At 75.4% G+C, this 15,795-nt stretch carries 12 protein-coding genes; 6 read left to right on the top strand and 6 right to left on the bottom strand.

All coding sequences use genetic code 11. The features are described from left to right. Window positions 1-5 precede the first annotated feature (5 nt). The 5 genes from BM339_RS49695 to BM339_RS08295 all read right to left on the bottom strand — a co-directional run bounded on the left by BM339_RS49695 (window position 6) and on the right by BM339_RS08295 (window position 7,165). Window positions 6-2,360 carry a DUF5682 family protein gene (locus tag BM339_RS49695; RefSeq protein ID WP_256255265.1) on the bottom strand — a complete coding sequence of 785 codons (2,355 nt, stop codon included), beginning with the start codon at window positions 2,358-2,360 and terminating at the stop codon, window positions 6-8. Next, window positions 2,357-3,487 (bottom strand): ATP-binding protein, encoded by a 1,131-nt coding sequence (locus tag BM339_RS08280; protein ID WP_021600187.1) that lies wholly within the window; start codon window positions 3,485-3,487, stop codon window positions 2,357-2,359. Before BM339_RS08280 ends, BM339_RS49695 begins: the two co-directional genes overlap by 4 nt. Then, entirely contained in the window at window positions 3,484-5,043 is a 1,560-nt protein-coding gene (locus BM339_RS08285; protein WP_083597430.1) for a DUF5691 domain-containing protein, read from the bottom strand. Before BM339_RS08285 ends, BM339_RS08280 begins: the two co-directional genes overlap by 4 nt. Beyond that, window positions 5,040-6,332 carry an SWIM zinc finger family protein gene (locus BM339_RS08290; protein ID WP_075020414.1) on the bottom strand — a complete coding sequence of 431 codons (1,293 nt, stop codon included), beginning with the start codon at window positions 6,330-6,332 and terminating at the stop codon, window positions 5,040-5,042. Before BM339_RS08290 ends, BM339_RS08285 begins: the two co-directional genes overlap by 4 nt. A 71-nt stretch (window positions 6,333-6,403) precedes the next feature. Continuing rightward, on the bottom strand, window positions 6,404-7,165 hold the full coding sequence (locus tag BM339_RS08295) for a M50 family metallopeptidase (RefSeq protein WP_075020615.1): 762 nt from the start codon (window positions 7,163-7,165) through the stop codon (window positions 6,404-6,406). 266 nt (window positions 7,166-7,431) lie between these two features. Here BM339_RS08295 and BM339_RS08300 point away from each other — a divergent pair, with 266 nt between their 5' ends. Genes BM339_RS08300 through BM339_RS08315 form a run of 4 tightly spaced genes read left to right on the top strand, consistent with a single transcriptional unit; the run spans window position 7,432 to window position 13,986 of the window. Beyond that, entirely contained in the window at window positions 7,432-9,576 is a 2,145-nt protein-coding gene (locus tag BM339_RS08300) for an NHL repeat-containing protein (protein ID WP_075020415.1), read from the top strand. A gap of 57 nt (window positions 9,577-9,633) precedes the next feature. Continuing rightward, window positions 9,634-10,617 (top strand): AAA family ATPase, encoded by a 984-nt coding sequence (locus BM339_RS08305; protein WP_033333617.1) that lies wholly within the window; start codon window positions 9,634-9,636, stop codon window positions 10,615-10,617. Between the two features lies 1 nt (window position 10,618). Continuing rightward, the gene (locus tag BM339_RS08310) at window positions 10,619-11,794 is read left to right on the top strand and encodes a DUF58 domain-containing protein (RefSeq protein ID WP_075020416.1); all 1,176 of its coding nucleotides are present in this window, start codon (window positions 10,619-10,621) and stop codon (window positions 11,792-11,794) included. Beyond that, entirely contained in the window at window positions 11,791-13,986 is a 2,196-nt protein-coding gene (locus tag BM339_RS08315) for a transglutaminase TgpA family protein (RefSeq protein WP_075020417.1), read from the top strand. The genes BM339_RS08310 and BM339_RS08315 overlap by 4 nt, the downstream gene beginning before the upstream one ends. On the opposite strand, the gene BM339_RS08320 is transcribed toward BM339_RS08315, so the two are convergent. After that, window positions 13,967-14,605 (bottom strand): hypothetical protein, encoded by a 639-nt coding sequence (locus tag BM339_RS08320; protein WP_075020418.1) that lies wholly within the window; start codon window positions 14,603-14,605, stop codon window positions 13,967-13,969. The two genes, BM339_RS08315 and BM339_RS08320, sit on opposite strands and share 20 nt — an antisense overlap. Before the next feature lie 18 nt (window positions 14,606-14,623). Here BM339_RS08320 and BM339_RS08325 point away from each other — a divergent pair, with 18 nt between their 5' ends. Both BM339_RS08325 and BM339_RS08330 read left to right on the top strand, forming a co-directional pair. After that, a complete protein-coding gene (locus BM339_RS08325; protein WP_075020419.1) occupies window positions 14,624-14,821 on the top strand; it encodes a hypothetical protein in 198 nt (65 codons plus the stop codon). After that, window positions 14,818-15,753, top strand: a complete 936-nt coding sequence (locus BM339_RS08330) for a threonine ammonia-lyase (protein WP_083597432.1) — start codon at window positions 14,818-14,820, stop codon at window positions 15,751-15,753. Before BM339_RS08325 ends, BM339_RS08330 begins: the two co-directional genes overlap by 4 nt. The last annotated feature ends 42 nt before the right edge of the window (window positions 15,754-15,795 follow it).

Raw genomic sequence — 15,795 nt, forward strand, 5'->3', positions numbered from 1 at the left:
CCGTCTCATGCGTGCGTCCAGCCGAGGATTCGCAGTGCGGTCTCCGCGGCCGGGGCCGCGCGGGTCTCGTCGATGTCGTCCTCCCCGTGCGGGGAGGCACCGGCGGCGGGCTCGCCGCGGCGGCGGAGCCGCTCGCCTATCGCCCGCCGCTCGGCCGCGGGATAGGCGCCGAAGGTGCGGCGCAGGAGGGGGAGGACGTCGGTGAACGAGTCGCCGGGCAGGCCGGCGATCCACTCGTCGACGAGGTCCAGCAGGGCCGCGTCGTGCATCAGGATGAGGCCGCCACCGGACAGGAAGCCCTCGACCCAGGCGGCGGCGCGGTCCGGCGCGGCTCCGACGGACACGGCCCGCGCCATCCGGGCGGGGACGTCGGGCAGGCGCCCGGCGTCGAGGAGAAGGCGGGTGAGGCGGCCCTCGATCAGGCCGTGCAGCGTGTCCGGGCGGGTGAGGACGCCTTCGAGGGTGCGGCGCCACCGCTCGATGTGCCCCTCGTCGGCGAGCAGGGCGAGGGCGCCGTGGACGGCGTCGACATGGGCGAGGAACTCGCGGGCGGCGTCGTCGTCCAGGCCGGTGACGGCCGGCGGGAGGCCCACGCACACGCGGACGACGAGGCCGTCGACGACCGTCCGGAGCGGGCCGGTGGACGTGCCGCGGACGTCGCCGTACCGCAGCGCCCGCACGATCGCCGGCATCGCGGACATCAGGTGCGCGACGTCGGTGTCGACGGCGGCGCGGTCGGCGAGGGCCCGCATGACGGCGGGGAGCGCGTCGCCGAGGTCGGCCAGCAGGCACCGCTCGGCCACCGACGTCAGGTCGGCGAGGGTGCCGGCGCCCGCGGCCAGCGCCCGCGCGCGGGCGGCGCTCGCGCCGCGGACGGTGGTGCCCCACGCCCCGGCCTCGATCAGCTCGACGTCGAACTCGGGGCGCCAGGCCAGCGTCCAGGTCTCGCGGAACGTCCCCTTGGAGCGGCTCTCGGACGGGACGCCCCAGTCGACGTCCAGCAGGCGGAGGCGGTGCAGCAGGCGGCTGCGCTCCAGGTCGGTGGCCTTGCGCAGGTCGAGGTCCTGCTCCTTGCCGAGCGCGGACGGCTTCAGCCGCAGCCGCCGCTGCTCGGCCTGCAGGTCGCGCTGGAGCGGCACCATCGGGGTCCGCTCCGGGACCTCGCCGAGCCGCTCGCCGACCACCATGCGCTTCTGGATCAGCTCCACGGGGAGGTCGGCGCCCTCGCACAGGACGGCCCGGGTCGCCTCGGTGACCTCGTCCAGCCCGGCGAGGGGGCGCCCGCGCAGCGCGGCCAGGGCCTCGGCGAGCCGGACGGCCTCGATCACGTGCGCGGAGGAGACGTGCAGGTCCTCCTCGCGCAGGACGCGGGCGGCGCCCGTGAGCCAGCGCTCGATCGGCCGGTCGCGCGCCGTGAACAGGTGGTGGTACCAGCCGGGGGAGCGGACCCCCGCGCCGTAGCCGGAGCGCCCGGCGAGCCGCCCGTGCGTCCACGGCACCCAGGTCATCGCGACCTTCGTCTTCGGCAGCCCGCGCAGCGTCCGGTCGTCGCGGGTCGCCGGGACCTTCGCCCGCAGTGCCGGGACGTGCCAGGCCCCGCACACCACGGCGACCCGCTCGTGGCCCTCCTTGAGCGTGCGGCGCAGCGTCCGGCGCATGTGCGCCTCCCGCTGCTCCTCGCGCCGCAGGTGGCCGGCCGGCAGCCCGGCGGACCCGGCCTCCTCCGGCAGCGCGGCCAGCTGGGCGCGCAGCTCCGCCATCGCCTCCGCGATGGCGGGGAACGGGGAGGGGCCGTCGCCGCGGTGCTCGACGACGTCGTCCCACCACCGCTCGGCGTCGTCGTAGCCGGCCGCCTTCGCCAGCCAGCCCAGCGGGTCGAGCCGGATGCCCTCCACGGGCGCGGGCCCCCCGGACTCCGCGGGCGCCCCGGCGTCGGCGGGCGGCGGTTCGGCCTCCCCGGCCGGTTCGGGCCCGGCGGCCGCTTCGCCGTCCGCTTCGTCGCCCGGTTCCCCGTCCGGTTCGCCGTCCGCCGGGACGAGCTGGTTCGCCGCCGGCAGGTCGCAGAACCGGATCTGCGCCCCCGTCGACAGCGCGTACCGGATCGCCTGCCATTCGGGGCTGAACTCGGCGAACGGCCAGAACGCGGCCCGGCGGTCGCCGTCCTCCGGAGCGGGGGAGTAGGCGAGCAGCGCCACCGGCGGCACCATCCCGGGGTCGCCGGCCAGCGCCACGATGGGGTCGGCCTCGGGCGGCCCCTCGATCAGCACCGCGTCGGGCTTGAAGTCCTCCAGCGCGCCGCGCAGCGCACGCGCCGACCCCGGCCCGTGGTGCCGGACGCCGAAGACCTCTACCTGGCTCAAGAGACCTCCCGGCAGGCGCGGTAGAAGTCCCGCCACTCGGGACGGTCGCGGACGACCGCCTCCAGGTACTCCTGCCACACGACGCGGTCGGAGACCGGGTCCTGGACGACCGCGCCGACGATCCCGCCCGCGACGTCGGCGGCGCGCAGCACCCCGTCGCCGAAGTGCGCGGCCAGCGCCAGCCCGTTGGTGATCACGGAGATGGCCTCGGCGGTGCTGAGCGTCGCGCTCGGCGACTTGAGCTTGGTGCGGCCGTCCGCCGTGACCCCGGACCGCAGCTCCCGGAACACCGTGACCACGCGGCGGATCTCCTCCAGCCCCGCCGGCGTCTCGGGCAGCTCCAGCCCGGCGCCGATCTGGTCGACGCGGCGGGCGACGATGCCGATCTCGTCCTCGACGCTCTCCGGGAGCGGCAGCACGACCGTGTTGAAGCGGCGGCGCAGCGCGCTGGACAGCTCGTTCACGCCCCGGTCGCGGTCGTTGGCGGTCGCGATGACCGTGAACCCCTTGCGGGCCTGGACCTCGGTGCTCAGCTCGGGCACCGGCAGCGTCTTCTCCGACAGCACGGTGATCAGCGTGTCCTGGACATCGGACGGCATCCGGGTCAGCTCCTCGATGCGGGCGACGGCGCCGCGCCGCATCGCGCGCATCAGCGGGCTCTCCACCAGCGCCTTCTCCGACGGCCCCTCGGCGAGCAGCCGCGCGTAGTTCCACCCGTAGCGGATCGCCTCCTCCGCCGTGCCCGCCGTCCCCTGCACGAGCAGCGTGGAGTCGCCGCTGACCGCGGCGGCGAGATGCTCCGACACCCACGTCTTCGCCGTGCCGGGGACGCCGAGCAGCAGCAGCGCGCGGTCGGTGGCCAGCGTCGCGACCGCCACCTCCATCAGCCGCCGCGGCCCCACGTACTTCGGGCTGATCGCCGTCCCGTCCGGCAGCTCGCCGCCGAGCAGGTACGTGGTGACCGCCCACGGCGACAGCCGCCAGCCGGGCGGCCGGGGCCGGTCGTCGTGCTCGGCCAGCCGGGCCAGCTCACCGGCGTACTGCTGCTCGGCGTGCGGCCGCAGGACGGCGCCGTTCTCCGCGTCGGGACGGCCTCCCAGGCCCTCCGATGCAGGCTTGTCTGTCACGGGGTGAGCTCCTTCAGCATCTCGTCGCGGAACCGCAGGGTCGCGATCAGGTCGGTGACGGCGCGCGGGGCGGCCGGCTCCAGCTCCTCCAGCCGGGCCGCGGCGGCGGGGTCGAGCCGCTGGTCGGCCAGCCGGCACAGCTGGGTGACCAGATGCTCGTCGCGCCGGGTGGGGCGCTCGGCGGACAGGGAGAGCGTCGCGACCACCGCCGCCGCGAGCGGCCCCGTCCACGGCCCCGGGACCCGTTCGAGCACCCGCAGGAGGTCGGGCCGCCCCTCGACCCAGCGGATCAGGTCGGCCGCCGCCGCGTCGCGCTCGTCCGAGGGCAGGACCGAGAGCAGGTCGGCGAGCGCCTCCGGCTCGTCCACCATGACGCCGCCCTTCAGCAGCGCCCGCGCCCAGGCGGTGTCGTGCTGGCCGAGCGCGGCCCTCGCCCACCCGATGTGGACGTCCCGCCCGTCCGAGTCCGACCCGGGCTCGTGCTGAGGGGACGACCCCCCGGAGCCCCCGGCGGTTCCGCCGAAGGGCAGGCAGACGATCTCCATGGGCGGCAGCCCGAACAGGTCCGTCCAGGTGGACAGCGGGGTGCGGGCGAGGATCTCGCGGAGCCACGCCGCCCGCGTCCCGACCGGCGAGCCCCCGCCCCGCGGCGCGAACGACCCGCTGGGATGGAAGGGGACGCCGTCGCGCGCCAGGTCCTCGCCGTGGGCCTGCGGCGGTTCCACCTGGATCCACGTCTGCGTCCGGCCGCGCACGGTGCCGGTCCGCGGGATCAGGCAGGCCCGCGCACGCGCCGCCATCCGCCCCCCGTAGGCCGATCCCGGCATGCGGGCCAGCAGGTCGGACGCGAGCTGCCGGACGTCCTTGCCCCGGTCCTCCAGGGCGTCCTCGAGGAAGTCCTCGTCGTCGGGCGAGAGGCCGTGCTCGAACGTGGCGAGGAAGGCCGCGCGGTCGGGCGCGGGCTCCCCGGCCCACGTCTCGCGCAGCAGCTCCCGCGCCCGCTCCGGCTCGGTGCGGCGCAGCCTGGTCAGGTAGGCCACGCGGCGGTTGCGGGTGCCGGTCTCCCAGACCTCGGGGCCGCCGCCGGGGTCGTCCCCCGAGCCGACCAGGTAGGCCCAGTCGGTGTTCTGCAGGGCCAGCCAGACGCCGCGCCTCCCGGACGCCCGCGCGATCGGCGCCCGCAGCACCCGGTCGCCGCGGCCCCGCTCCAGCAGGTCGGGAAGCGTCTGCGCGGGCACCCGGAAGCCCCGCGCCGCCGCCGCGTCCAGCCACTCGGGCAGCACCCGGATCTGCTCCCCGCCGAGGATCCGCCGCAGCCGGGCCGCCGCGGCCCTCGGCACGACCGGCGCGTCCTCCACCGGGGCGAGCGCCACCGGCTCGGGCGCGACCGCCGCGGGCGCGCGCCCCGCCCGCCGCCGCACGGCCAGCAGCGCCGCCTGGTCGAGCAGCCGCCCCGCCCGGTCGCCGGGATCGGCGGGCGCCTCCGCCAGGACGGGCGGGTCACGGCGCTCGGTGCCGAGCAGCGCCGCGGTGACGTGCTCGTTCCACGCGCTCACAGGATCACCGTCCCCTCGTCCTCGTGCCATGCCGTCAGCGGGCGCAGGCCGCGCGGGCTCCACTCGCCGGCCATCGTCACCGGCCCGCCGCCCGACAGCGCGAGCAGCCGCCACGGATCGCCCATCCGGAGCGGCAGCGCGTCACCGGCGTCGTCGACCACGTACAGCTCCCCTCCCGCGCGGGCCAGGCGGACGTTCGCCAGCGTCGCGGGCCACCGGTCCAGCCAGGGGTCCCGCGCGAGGGCCGCCGCGTGCTCGTCCAGGAACGCCCGGACGGAGGCCCCGCGCGGCGCGGCCGCCATGGCCGTCCCCTGGCGTTCGGCGACCAGCGCCCGCAGCGGCTGCGAACCCGGATAGAAGGCCAGCTCCGCGTCGACCTCCGTACCCACGACGAGCGAGGTGTCCAGAGACGTGCCCGGCGCGGCGAAGGACAGCACGAGCGCGGGACGCCCCGCCCGCCCCTGGAGCCACACCCGCCGCGTGGTCAGCAGATCCTGCGCGGTGTCGTGCGCCCCCGTCACCGTCCACCGGTCCCGGACGCGCTCCCCGCCGGTCAGCACATCGTCCTGCGAAACGGTGAACCCCACCCGCGAGCGGACGGTCTCGTGCAGCCCGGCGGGCAGCTCGTCACGCCGCCGGTAGGCCTGGACGAGCAGCCGCAGCAGCGCGTACTCCTCCAGCAGGCGGTCCGGCCACCCGGGCCGCCGCGGGACCGCCGCGAGCCCCTTGACCTGCCCGGCGAGGGCGCTCGCCTGCGCGTCGACGAGCCGCCGCGCCACGTCGTCCCACAGCCGGTAGGGGGCCTTGTCCGCCTGGGCGAGGCCGTGCGCGACCTGGTCGCGCAGCCACTGGTCGAGCTCGGCCAGCCCGTCGTCGACGCGCCGCGCCCGCCGCTCCGCCGTCTTCGGATCCCGCGCCCTGGACGCCGACGCCGCCCGCCGCTCGGCGGCCTTCCCGGCGCGTTCGCGCCGGTCCTCCACCCATTCGGCGACCCATCCCGGCCGCGGCCCGTCCTCCACCACGGCGTCCGCCCACAGGAGCAGCAGCCCCAGGCCGTGCTTGCACGGGAACTTCCGGCTCGGGCAGGTGCACCGGAAGGCGGGTCCGGCCAGGTCGGCGCACGTCCGGTAGACGGACTTCCCGCTGCCCTGGCACTCGCCCCAGAGGGCCTCGTCGTCGCAGCCCGTACGGCCCCACTTGGCGGGCTTGGCGATGCCGCCCGCCGCTTTGGCGGACGCCGCATCAGGCGCGAGTCCGACCACCTGCTCCCGAGACCACCGTTCGCTCACACCACCGAAACTATCGGCGGCCACGGACAATTAGCGGTCCGGACGATCGGCGGCGTCCGGCGGACCGGGCCTCAGCCCGTCCCGCCGAAGCCGGGCGGGGCGGGCAGGTCGGGGACGGAGACGTCCGGGACGAGGAGGGCGCCGCCGGTCAGCAGGGCGAGCAGGGCCGTCGCGCCGAACAGCGCCACCCAGGCGAGGCCGGGGACGCCGGTGAGGTGCGCGAGCTGGTCGGCGTCGGAGCTCGGCGCCATGTGCCGGGCGCGCATCCGCTGCAGCTCGATCACCGGGCGGGTGGCGGCCAGCAGCAGGAACCAGGCGGCCAGGTAGGCGAACCCGGCCTGCACCTCGGCGCTGCCCAGCCACGACACCCCGAAGATGATCGCGCCCGTGGCGATCACCGACAGCGCGCCGTAGGCGTTGCGGATCATCACGAGCATCGCGGCGAGCAGCGCGAGCGAGAACCACAGCATGAGCGTGATCCGCCCGGCCGCCAGCAGCAGCGCGAAGAACAGCCCGAGCAGCGGGGGAGTGAGGTAGCCGGCCATCGCCGTGAAGATCATCCCGGGGCCGTGCGGCTTGCCGCGCGACACGGTCACGCCCGAGGTGTCGGAGTGCAGCTTGATGCCGTCCAGCTTGCGGCCGGTGACCAGCGCGATGAGCGCGTGCCCGCCCTCGTGCGCGATCGTGACGGTGTTGCGCGCGACCCGCCAGGTGGGGCCGTGGAGCACCGAGCCGAGCGCCACGAGGCCGACGAGCGCGACCAGCCAGAGCGGGGGGTCGGGCTGCGTTCCCGTCACGCGGTCCCACAGGTCGGCGATGCTTGTGTTGTCCACGTCCACCTCGGAGTCGTCGTCGCGATGCCCAACATTAGGACGCCGGGGACGACGTTCGCGTTCGGTTCTCCAGGGTGGATGTCCGGTGACCATGCCAGATGTGATCAATATCATGACGGGTCGCCCGTAACCCGCCGTGCCATAGGGCCTCCGCGGGGCCGAACTTCGCAATCCCGTTCCGGTCTGACCCGCATAACCGTTATCGTGCCGTTCGCGCCCGGGGCGGTGAGCTCCCGTTTCCGGCGCGACGAGAGGGTGAGCGGGGATTGAACGGGGACCGATCCTCCGCGCGTGCCGCGGGCGCGCGCGGGCTTTTACACCATTTCCGGCGTGACCGGCTGACCGGCCAGATCGCGATCGGGCTGGTCGGCGTGCTCTGCGTGAGCGCGCTCGTCTACGGGGTGGGCACCGCCAGTGCGCGGTACAAACTCTCGGACGTGGGGGCCTGGCTGAGCGCGAGCGCCAAGGGCCTCGTCGTGCACGCCAACGGGCTGGCCGGCAAGGTCGACGGCAAGGCTGCGGTGGTCCCGCAGATGCGCGGCCACCGTATCAAGATCGTCCAGGACGGCACGACCGTGCTGCTCGTAGACGAGGACACCGGCGTCGTCAGCCGCATCGACCCGTCCCAGCTCAAGATCACCACGAGCCGGCAGGTCGGCGGCCCGGGCATGCAGGTGCTCTCCGGCGCCGGGGCCGCCTACACGATCGACCTGGTCAAGGGCACCGTCCAGCAGATCGACCCGCTGCGGCTGACGCCGGTCGGGGCGCCCGCGACGCTGACCGCGCCGCTCGGGCAGGCCGGCATCGACGCCAACGGGGCCCTGTGGGTGCCCGTCCCGCAGACGGGGCAGGTCGTGCCGTTCCAGCAGGGCCGCCAGGGCGAGCCCGTCGCGGCCGGGAAGGCCGGCGACCGCCTCGCCCTGACGATCGCCGCCGGCACGCCGGTGATCGTCGACAGCACGTCCGCGACGGCGCTGATCGTCCGGCCCGAGGGGACGCAGCGGATCAACCTGCCCGCGCCGGTCACGGAGGCGAGGAACGGGGTCAAGGTCCCGGCGGTCGCCGACGGGCAGGTCGTCCCGATGCTCGGTGCGGGCGGCGCGCTGTACCTGCTGAACACCGGGGTCGGCCGCGTCGACTCGGTCGCGCTGCGCATGCCGAACCATGCCTTCGAGCCGCCGCACGTCCTCGGCCCGCGCGTCTACCTCCCGGACCGGACGTCCGGGCGGCTCCTGGTCTTCAACACCGAGCGCAACGCCTGGGAGAGGCCGATCGCGGCCACCCGGCCCGGCGGGACGATCGAGGTCATCGTCCGCGACCACATGCTGTGGGTGAACGACCCGCTCGGCCCGACGGCGCTCGCGTTCGGCCCGGACGGCCGGGTCAGGCGCATCAAGAAGTACGAGGACAAGATCCCGGGCAGCGCGCGGCGCCCGCTGCCCGTCCAGGCGAACCCGGGCAACGGGCAGGGCAACCGCAACGGCGGCGGGGGAGGCCACGGCGGGTCCAACGGGGTCCCGCCCCCGGGCCGTCCCGCGCAGCCGCCGCCGAAGAAGGACCCGACCGCGCCCGACCCGCCGACGCCCGCCGCGTCCGGAGACAACGGCAGGATCAGGGTCCGGTTCACCGCGCCCGCGCAGCCGCAGGGCGTCTACCCGGTGACCCGGTTCGTCCTCCTCGGCCAGGACGGCAGGCCGGTCGCCGGCGCGAGCCCTGCGCAGTTCGCCGGGAACAGCCAGGGCGGGACGTTCACCGTCGGCGGCCTCACCTGCGACACGACGACCCACATCTACAAGGTCGCCGCCGAGTACAAGGGCAGGAACGGCAGGAGGGCCTACAGCGAGTCCGGCGAGGTCGGCGCCACCGCCTGCACCGCTCCCGGCCCGCCGACCGCCCTGACCGCGGAGCCCGTCGACCACGGGGCGGATCTCACGTGGGGGCGTTCCTCCGGTTATGACGTCACCTACGTGGTGACCGCGCCCAGCGGGACGGCCACGACCACGGGGACGACGAAGATGATCAGCGGACTGGCGAACGCGCAGACCCACACGGTGACCGTCCGGGCCCGCAACGGCGCCGGCGACTCCACCGAGGTGTCGACGACCGTGAACCTCGCCTATCCCACCCGGCAGATCCGGAACCAGAACAACGGCCAGACCAACACGATCATCAGGCCGAACCCGAACACCTCGGGCTCGACGGCCAAGAAGATCCCCAAGGGCGAGATCATCACGATGACCGTGGTGTGCCAGGTGCGCGGCGAGAGTTACCACGAGCCGGAAAGCAACACCAGCAGCAACGTCTGGAACAGGGTTCAGACGCAGTACGGCGACGGCTACCTCAACGACACGCTGGTGGCCACGTCCAAGAACGGATACCCCTCGGACGGCCTCTATGAATGCCAGATGTGAGCGGCCGGAGCCGACCGCGGGCGAACGAACCATGTCGAGCACGCGGGGGTGCGGACGATGACCGAGAACGCGGGCGTGGACGCGGACGCGCTGGTGGGGCGGTTCGCGCAGATGTTCGCGGCGCTGGCCGGGAACATCGAGCGGGTCGTGCGCGGTAAGCGGGAGAAGGTCGAGCTGGCGCTGATCTGCCTGCTGTCCGAGGGGCACCTGCTGGTCGAGGACGTCCCGGGCGTCGGCAAGACGACCCTGGCGCGGGCGATGTCGGCGTCGGTCGAGGCCAAGTGGGCGCGGATCCAGTTCACGCCCGACCTGCTGCCCAGCGACATCACCGGCGTCTCCATCTTCAACCAGGGGACGAGCGCGTTCGAGTTCCACCCCGGCCCGATCTTCGCGAACCTGGTCGTCGCGGACGAGATCAACCGCGGCTCGCCCAAGACGCAGTCGGCGCTGCTGGAGGTCATGGAGGAGCGCCGGGTGACGGTCGAGGGCACCCCGCACCCGGTGCCGCGCCCGTTCATGGTGATCGCCACGCAGAACCCGGTCGACATGGACGGCACGTACCCGCTGCCGGAGGCGCAGCTCGACCGGTTCCTGATGCGGATCTCCATGGGCTACCCCGACCACCAGGCCGAGGTGGCGCTGCTCGCGGGCGCCCCGACCGGGGCGATGCTCGACCAGATGCCGCCGGTGATGACCCGCGAGGACCTCTCCCGGATGATCGACTTCGCGCAGCGGCTGCACGTGGCGGCGCCGCTGTACGACTACCTGGTCCGGGTCGTCGCGGCCACCCGCGAGCACCCCGACCTGCGGCTCGGCGCGAGCCCGCGGGCCAGCATCGCGCTGCTGCGCGCGGCGCGGGTGCGGGCGGCGGCGGCCGGCCGCTCCTACATCGTCCCCGAGGACGTGAAGGCGCTCGCGGTCCCCGTCATCGCGCACCGGCTGATCGTCACGCCGGAGGCCGAGCTGCGCGGGCGCACCGGCGCCGACGTGGTCGGCGAGGCCCTGCAGAACGTCCCGACACCGCAGGCCGCCGGGGTGTGACGTGCTGACGCCGCTCGGATGGGGGACGGCGGCCGTCTCGGCGCCGTTGTACGCGGCGGGCTGGTGGCTCGGCTATCCGGAGCCCGCGATGCTCGCCGTCGCGGGCCTGGTGGCGGTGGCGGGCGCCGCGCTGTGGACGCTCCCGCGCCCGAAGCTGGACGTCCGCCGGGAGATCGCGCCGCTGAAGGTCGAGCGCGGCGAACCGGCGGTCGGTGTCCTGCACGTGACCAATCAGGGTCGTAGCGCCCGGGGCCTGAGCGCCCAGGAACCATTCTTCACCGGCGGGCCTGGGGGGTCGTCCCCCCGGGGAAGAAGGGCCGGGGCGACGTCGGTCGCCGTCGACATCCCGCGCCTGCGGGCCGGCGGGAAGCGCTCGGTGACGTACCGGCTGCCGACGGACCGGCGCGGCGAGATCCCGGTCGGGCCGCTGCGGCTGGTGCGCGCCGACCCGCTCCGGCTGGCCCGCCGGGTCCGGGAGTACGGGGCGCCGCAGACGCTGCTCGTCCGGCCGAAGACGGTGCGGCTGGCGCTGCTGCCGTCCGGTCGCGCCCACCACCTGGAGGGCCCGACCAGCGACCGGTCCCCGGCCGGGACGGCGACGTTCCACGCGCTGCGCGAGTACGTGATCGGGGACGAGCTGCGCCACATCCACTGGAAGTCGTCCGCGCGCACCGGGACGCTGATGGTCCGCCAGCTGGTGGACGCCAGCCTGCCGACCACGACGGTCGTGCTGGAGGCACGGCCCGGATCGTGGCCGGAGCCCGACGACTTCGAGCTGGCCGTGGACGCGGCGGCGTCGGTCGCGGTCGGCGCGGCGTCGGCGAGCTTCCCCGTCCGGATCCTCACCGGCGACGGCCCGCTGGCCGACACGCGGGGCGGTCCCGGTGACGTGGAGGTCCTCCTCGACCGGCTGACCGCCGTCCAGCCGCGGGAGGGGCCGCGGTCGGCCGTGGACGCGGTGCGCCGCGTGCCCGCGGGCGGGTCCCTCGTCGTCGTGGCGAGCGGGGACGCGGAGCTGGGGCGGATCGCGTCCGTGCGGAGCCGCTTCGACCGGGTCGTGGTGCTGCGGGTCCGGCCGCCGGAGCCGGCGTCGGCGCCGCCCGGCGTCCAGGTCGTCGACGTCGCCGACCTCGACGGCCTGGCGGAGGCGTGGCGGCGGCTGGGGAGCGTCCGGTGACCCGGTACGTCTCGCTCGCCGTGACGGCCTGCCTGGTCGCGGTCTCCGGCCTCGCGTTCCAGCGGGTCTTCGGGATCGGGCCGGTCGTCCCCGTCGTGGCCGTCGCCGCGGCGGTCCCGACCCTGCTGTGCGGGCTGCTGTCGGGCCCGCGCAAGGACAAGGGGCCGTGGCCGCTGTGGATCTCGCTCGTGCTCACGGTCGTCGCCTGGGCGGGGACGGTCTCGGTCACCGTCCTGCGGCCGGCCCTCGGCGACGGGACGCTGCCGCAGACGCTCCGCGAGGGCGTGCTCGGCTCGTGGAAGTCGATCCTGACGACGCTGCTGCCCGCGCCCGCGAAGCCCGAGTTCCTCGTGCTGGTCAACGTGGTGGTGTGGCTCGCCGCGTTCGCGTCCGCGGAGCTGGCGCTGCGGACCTCGCTGCGCGCCGCCCCGGGCGTCCCGGCCCTCGCCGTGTGGGCGGTCGCGCTGCTGCTCGGCGTGGACGGCCCCGGGACGAACCTCCCGCTCGCCGCCGCGACCGTCGTGCTCATCGCCGTGCTCGTCCTGGTCCGCGCGGACGGTCCCGGCACCGGCATCGCGTGGCGGCCCCTGGCCATCGGGGTGCCGGCCGCCGGCGTCCTCGGCGGGCTGGCCTTCGCCGCCGGGCCCGTCGTACCGGTCAGCGCCGAGCCCTACAACCCGCGCGAGCAGGTCGAGGCCCCGCCGCCGCAGCAGCGCGACAGCGTCAGCCCGCTCGACCGCGTCGGCGGGTGGCTGCTGAGCCCCGACCAGGTCATGTTCACCGTCGAGGCGAAGCGGAACGAGATCGAGCGGCTCGCCGTCCTGGACAGGTTCGACGGCGTGACGTGGTCGTCCACGGCCCGCTTCGTCCCGACCGGGAGCCGCGTGCCGGAGGGGCCGGCCCCGGACAGGAAGCACGAGGTCGCGCAGCGCATCACGATCCGCGACCTGCCCGGCGTGTGGGTGCCGGCCGCCGACCGGCCCCGGCAGGTCGACGGCCTCCCGGTCGTCGTCGACCCCGGCAGCGGCGCGCTCGCCGCCGCCGAGCCGCTCCGCCCGGGCCAGAGGTACCGGGTCGACTCCGTGGTGCCCGAATGGACGGCCGACGATCTCGCGGACGCGGCCGTCGCGAACGACGCCGAGGCCAGGGCCGCGCGGGAGCTGCCGTGGGGGCCCGGCGCCAAGGAGCCGCCCGTCCAGCTCGCCGAGTTCCGCAAGTTCGCCGAGGCCGCGACCCAGGGCGCCGTGTCGCCCATCCAGAAGGCCGCGATGCTCGCCGAGTACCTCAAGCGCTACGCCAGGTACGACGTGACCGCGCCTCCCGGGCACAGCTACCGGCAGCTCGACTACTTCCTCGGCGAGGGCAGGCGCGGCACGCCCGAGCACTTCGCGACCGCCTACGCCCTGCTGGCCCGGTCGCTGGGGCTCCCCTCCCGGGTCGTCGTCGGCTTCGACGGGGGGAACCGCGCGGGCGGCGCCGTCCAGGTCCGCTCCGGGGACGTGATGGTGTGGCCCGAGATCAAGTTCGACGAGCTCGGCTGGATCCGCTTCAACCCCCTCCCCGACAGCGCCCGCAGGTCCAAGAAGAACGACGCCGTCGCGGCGGGGGAGACCGAGCAGAAACTGGAGCAGGCGCAGAAGAACGCGGCCTCCCAGCAGCGCGGCCAGGGGCCCGGGAACACGACGCAGAAGGGCCCGCGGAAGGCGCCCGCCGCCGAGGCAGCGCCCACGCCGTGGTGGGTGTTCGCCGCGATCGGGGCGGGCGTGCTCGTCCTCGGCTACCTGCTCGCCGTCCTCCTCGCGCCCGCCCTGCGGACACGGCGCCGGAGGGCCGGGACGCCCGCCGCCCGCATCGCCGGCGCCTGGCACGAGGCGCTCGACCACCTCTCGGACGTCGGCCTGTCCACGGCCCGGACGCTGACCGCGCACGAGGTCGCGCGGTTCGGCGCGTCCGCCGTCGGCGAGGAGGCGCACGGGCACCTCGGCCCGCTCGCCGACCTCGTCAACCGCAGCCGCTTCGCCGCGTCCCGCCCGGACCCGGGCGCCGCCGACCAGGCATGGCACCACACCGACCGGCTGGGGCGCCTGGTCACCACCCGGGCCGGGCGGCTGCGCCGGTTCCGCCGCCGCCTGCACCCGCGGTCGCTGCGGGACCGCCGGGCCGGCGCGGACGTCACGACGGGGGAAGGCTGACCGCGATCTCGCCGCCGAGGACGGCGCCGGCCTCCAGCTCCAGGTCGTCCCCGCTCCAGAACCGGCCAGGGTCGAACCAGTTCGGCCGGCGTCCCTTCGGCAGCAGCCCCATCGACTGGTACGTCACCGCGACGATCTCCGCGCAGAACGCGGTCTCCAAGTTCGCGTCCCGCTCCGCCGGCCGCCGGATCGGCACGCGCCCGCGCACCCACCGCGTCGCCAGCTTCGACGTGGACGGGAACGGCGTGCCGTCCAGCCGCGCCACCGCGCGCAGCGCCGCGTCCTCCATCTCCCGGGACGGCGGCGGATCGAGCTGCCGCAGCCAGGCCCGCTGCCCGTAGCGGTTCCCCCACGCCAGGACGGCGTCGCGCAGGTCGTGCAGCTGCGCGCCGCGGTGGTGCCCGCCGGTCCACATGTCCCGCAGCGAGCGGCCGAGCTCGGCGTGCCACATCAGCGGCGGCAGGTCGTCGATGACCACCGACATGCCGACGTGGTTGACGGGGCTGTTCGTCGTCATCTGGATGGCGCGGTCCGCGACCGTCCGGCCGCGGAACAGCCACACGTCCCCGGTTCGGGTCAGCTCGGCGGCCTCGTCAAGGGAGATGCTCGTACCCGGCATGATCGCTACGGTAGCCGCATGCGCGCGTTGAGAACGTCAGGTCTCTGGAAGGCACCGGGTCTCTGGAAGACACTGGGCATCGCCGGGTTCATCGGCGTCGCCGCGACCGGTGCCGTGATCGTGCGGTCCGAGCGCCGGCGGCGCGCCTACACGCCGGACGAGATCCGGCAGCGCCTCCACGAGCGGCTGGACGAGTCGTCCGGGGAGCGGGCGTGACCGTCCGCACCGTCCGTCCGCCGGACCTGGACGACCTGGAGCGCGCCTGGCGGGCCGTCTCCGCCGTGCTCGGACCCACGCCGCTGATCCCGTCCGGCCTGGCGCCCGGGGCGCTGCTGAAGCTGGAGACGTTCCAGCCGACCGGCGCGTTCAAGGTGCGCGGCGCCCTCGCGGCGGTCGCCGCCCTCCCGGAGGGGGAGCCCGTCGTCACCGCGAGCGCCGGGAACCACGGCCTCGGCATGGGGTACGCCGCCGCCCGGTCCGGCGCGGACGTCGCCGTCGTCGTGTCGACCAGGGCCTCCCAGGTCAAGGTCGACCGGATCGGCACGTTCCCGGTGCGGCTCGTCCGGCACGGGACGACCTACGACGAGGCCGAGGCGCACGCGATGACGCTCCCCGGCCACTACGTCTCGCCCTACAACGACCCGGCGGTCATCGCCGGGCAGGGCACCATCGGGCGGGAGCTGGACGAGCAGGCGGACGGGCCGCTGACGGTCATCGCGCCGGTCGGCGGGGGCGGCCTCCTCGCCGGCCTCTGCCTGTGGGCCCGCGAGCGCGGGGACGTCCGGGTGATCGGCGTGGAGTCGGCGGTGTCGCGCGGCGTGTCCGCCTCGCTGGCGGCCGGGCGGGTCGTCGGCGTCGAGGTCGGCGACACCTTCGCCGACGGCCTGCCCGGCAACCTCGAACCGGGCTGCGTCACCCCGGAGGTCATCGGGGACACCGCGGAGATGACGTCGGTCACCGATGACCAGATCCGGACGGCGCTGCGCTGGCTGTTCCACGAGCACGGCCTGGTCGCCGAGGGGGCGGGCGCCGCGGGCGTCGCCGCCGTTATCGCCGGGGAGACCGAGGTCACCGGCCGCCCCGTGGTGATCATTTCCGGGCGGAACATCACCGTCCCGACGTTCACCGACGCCGTTCACGAAAGCTGACTTCGTCCCTTTCTCCCCAGAACACGCCCCTATGACGGACGG

Source organism: Actinomadura madurae, from assembly GCF_900115095.1.
GTDB lineage: Bacteria > Actinomycetota > Actinomycetes > Streptosporangiales > Streptosporangiaceae > Spirillospora > Spirillospora madurae.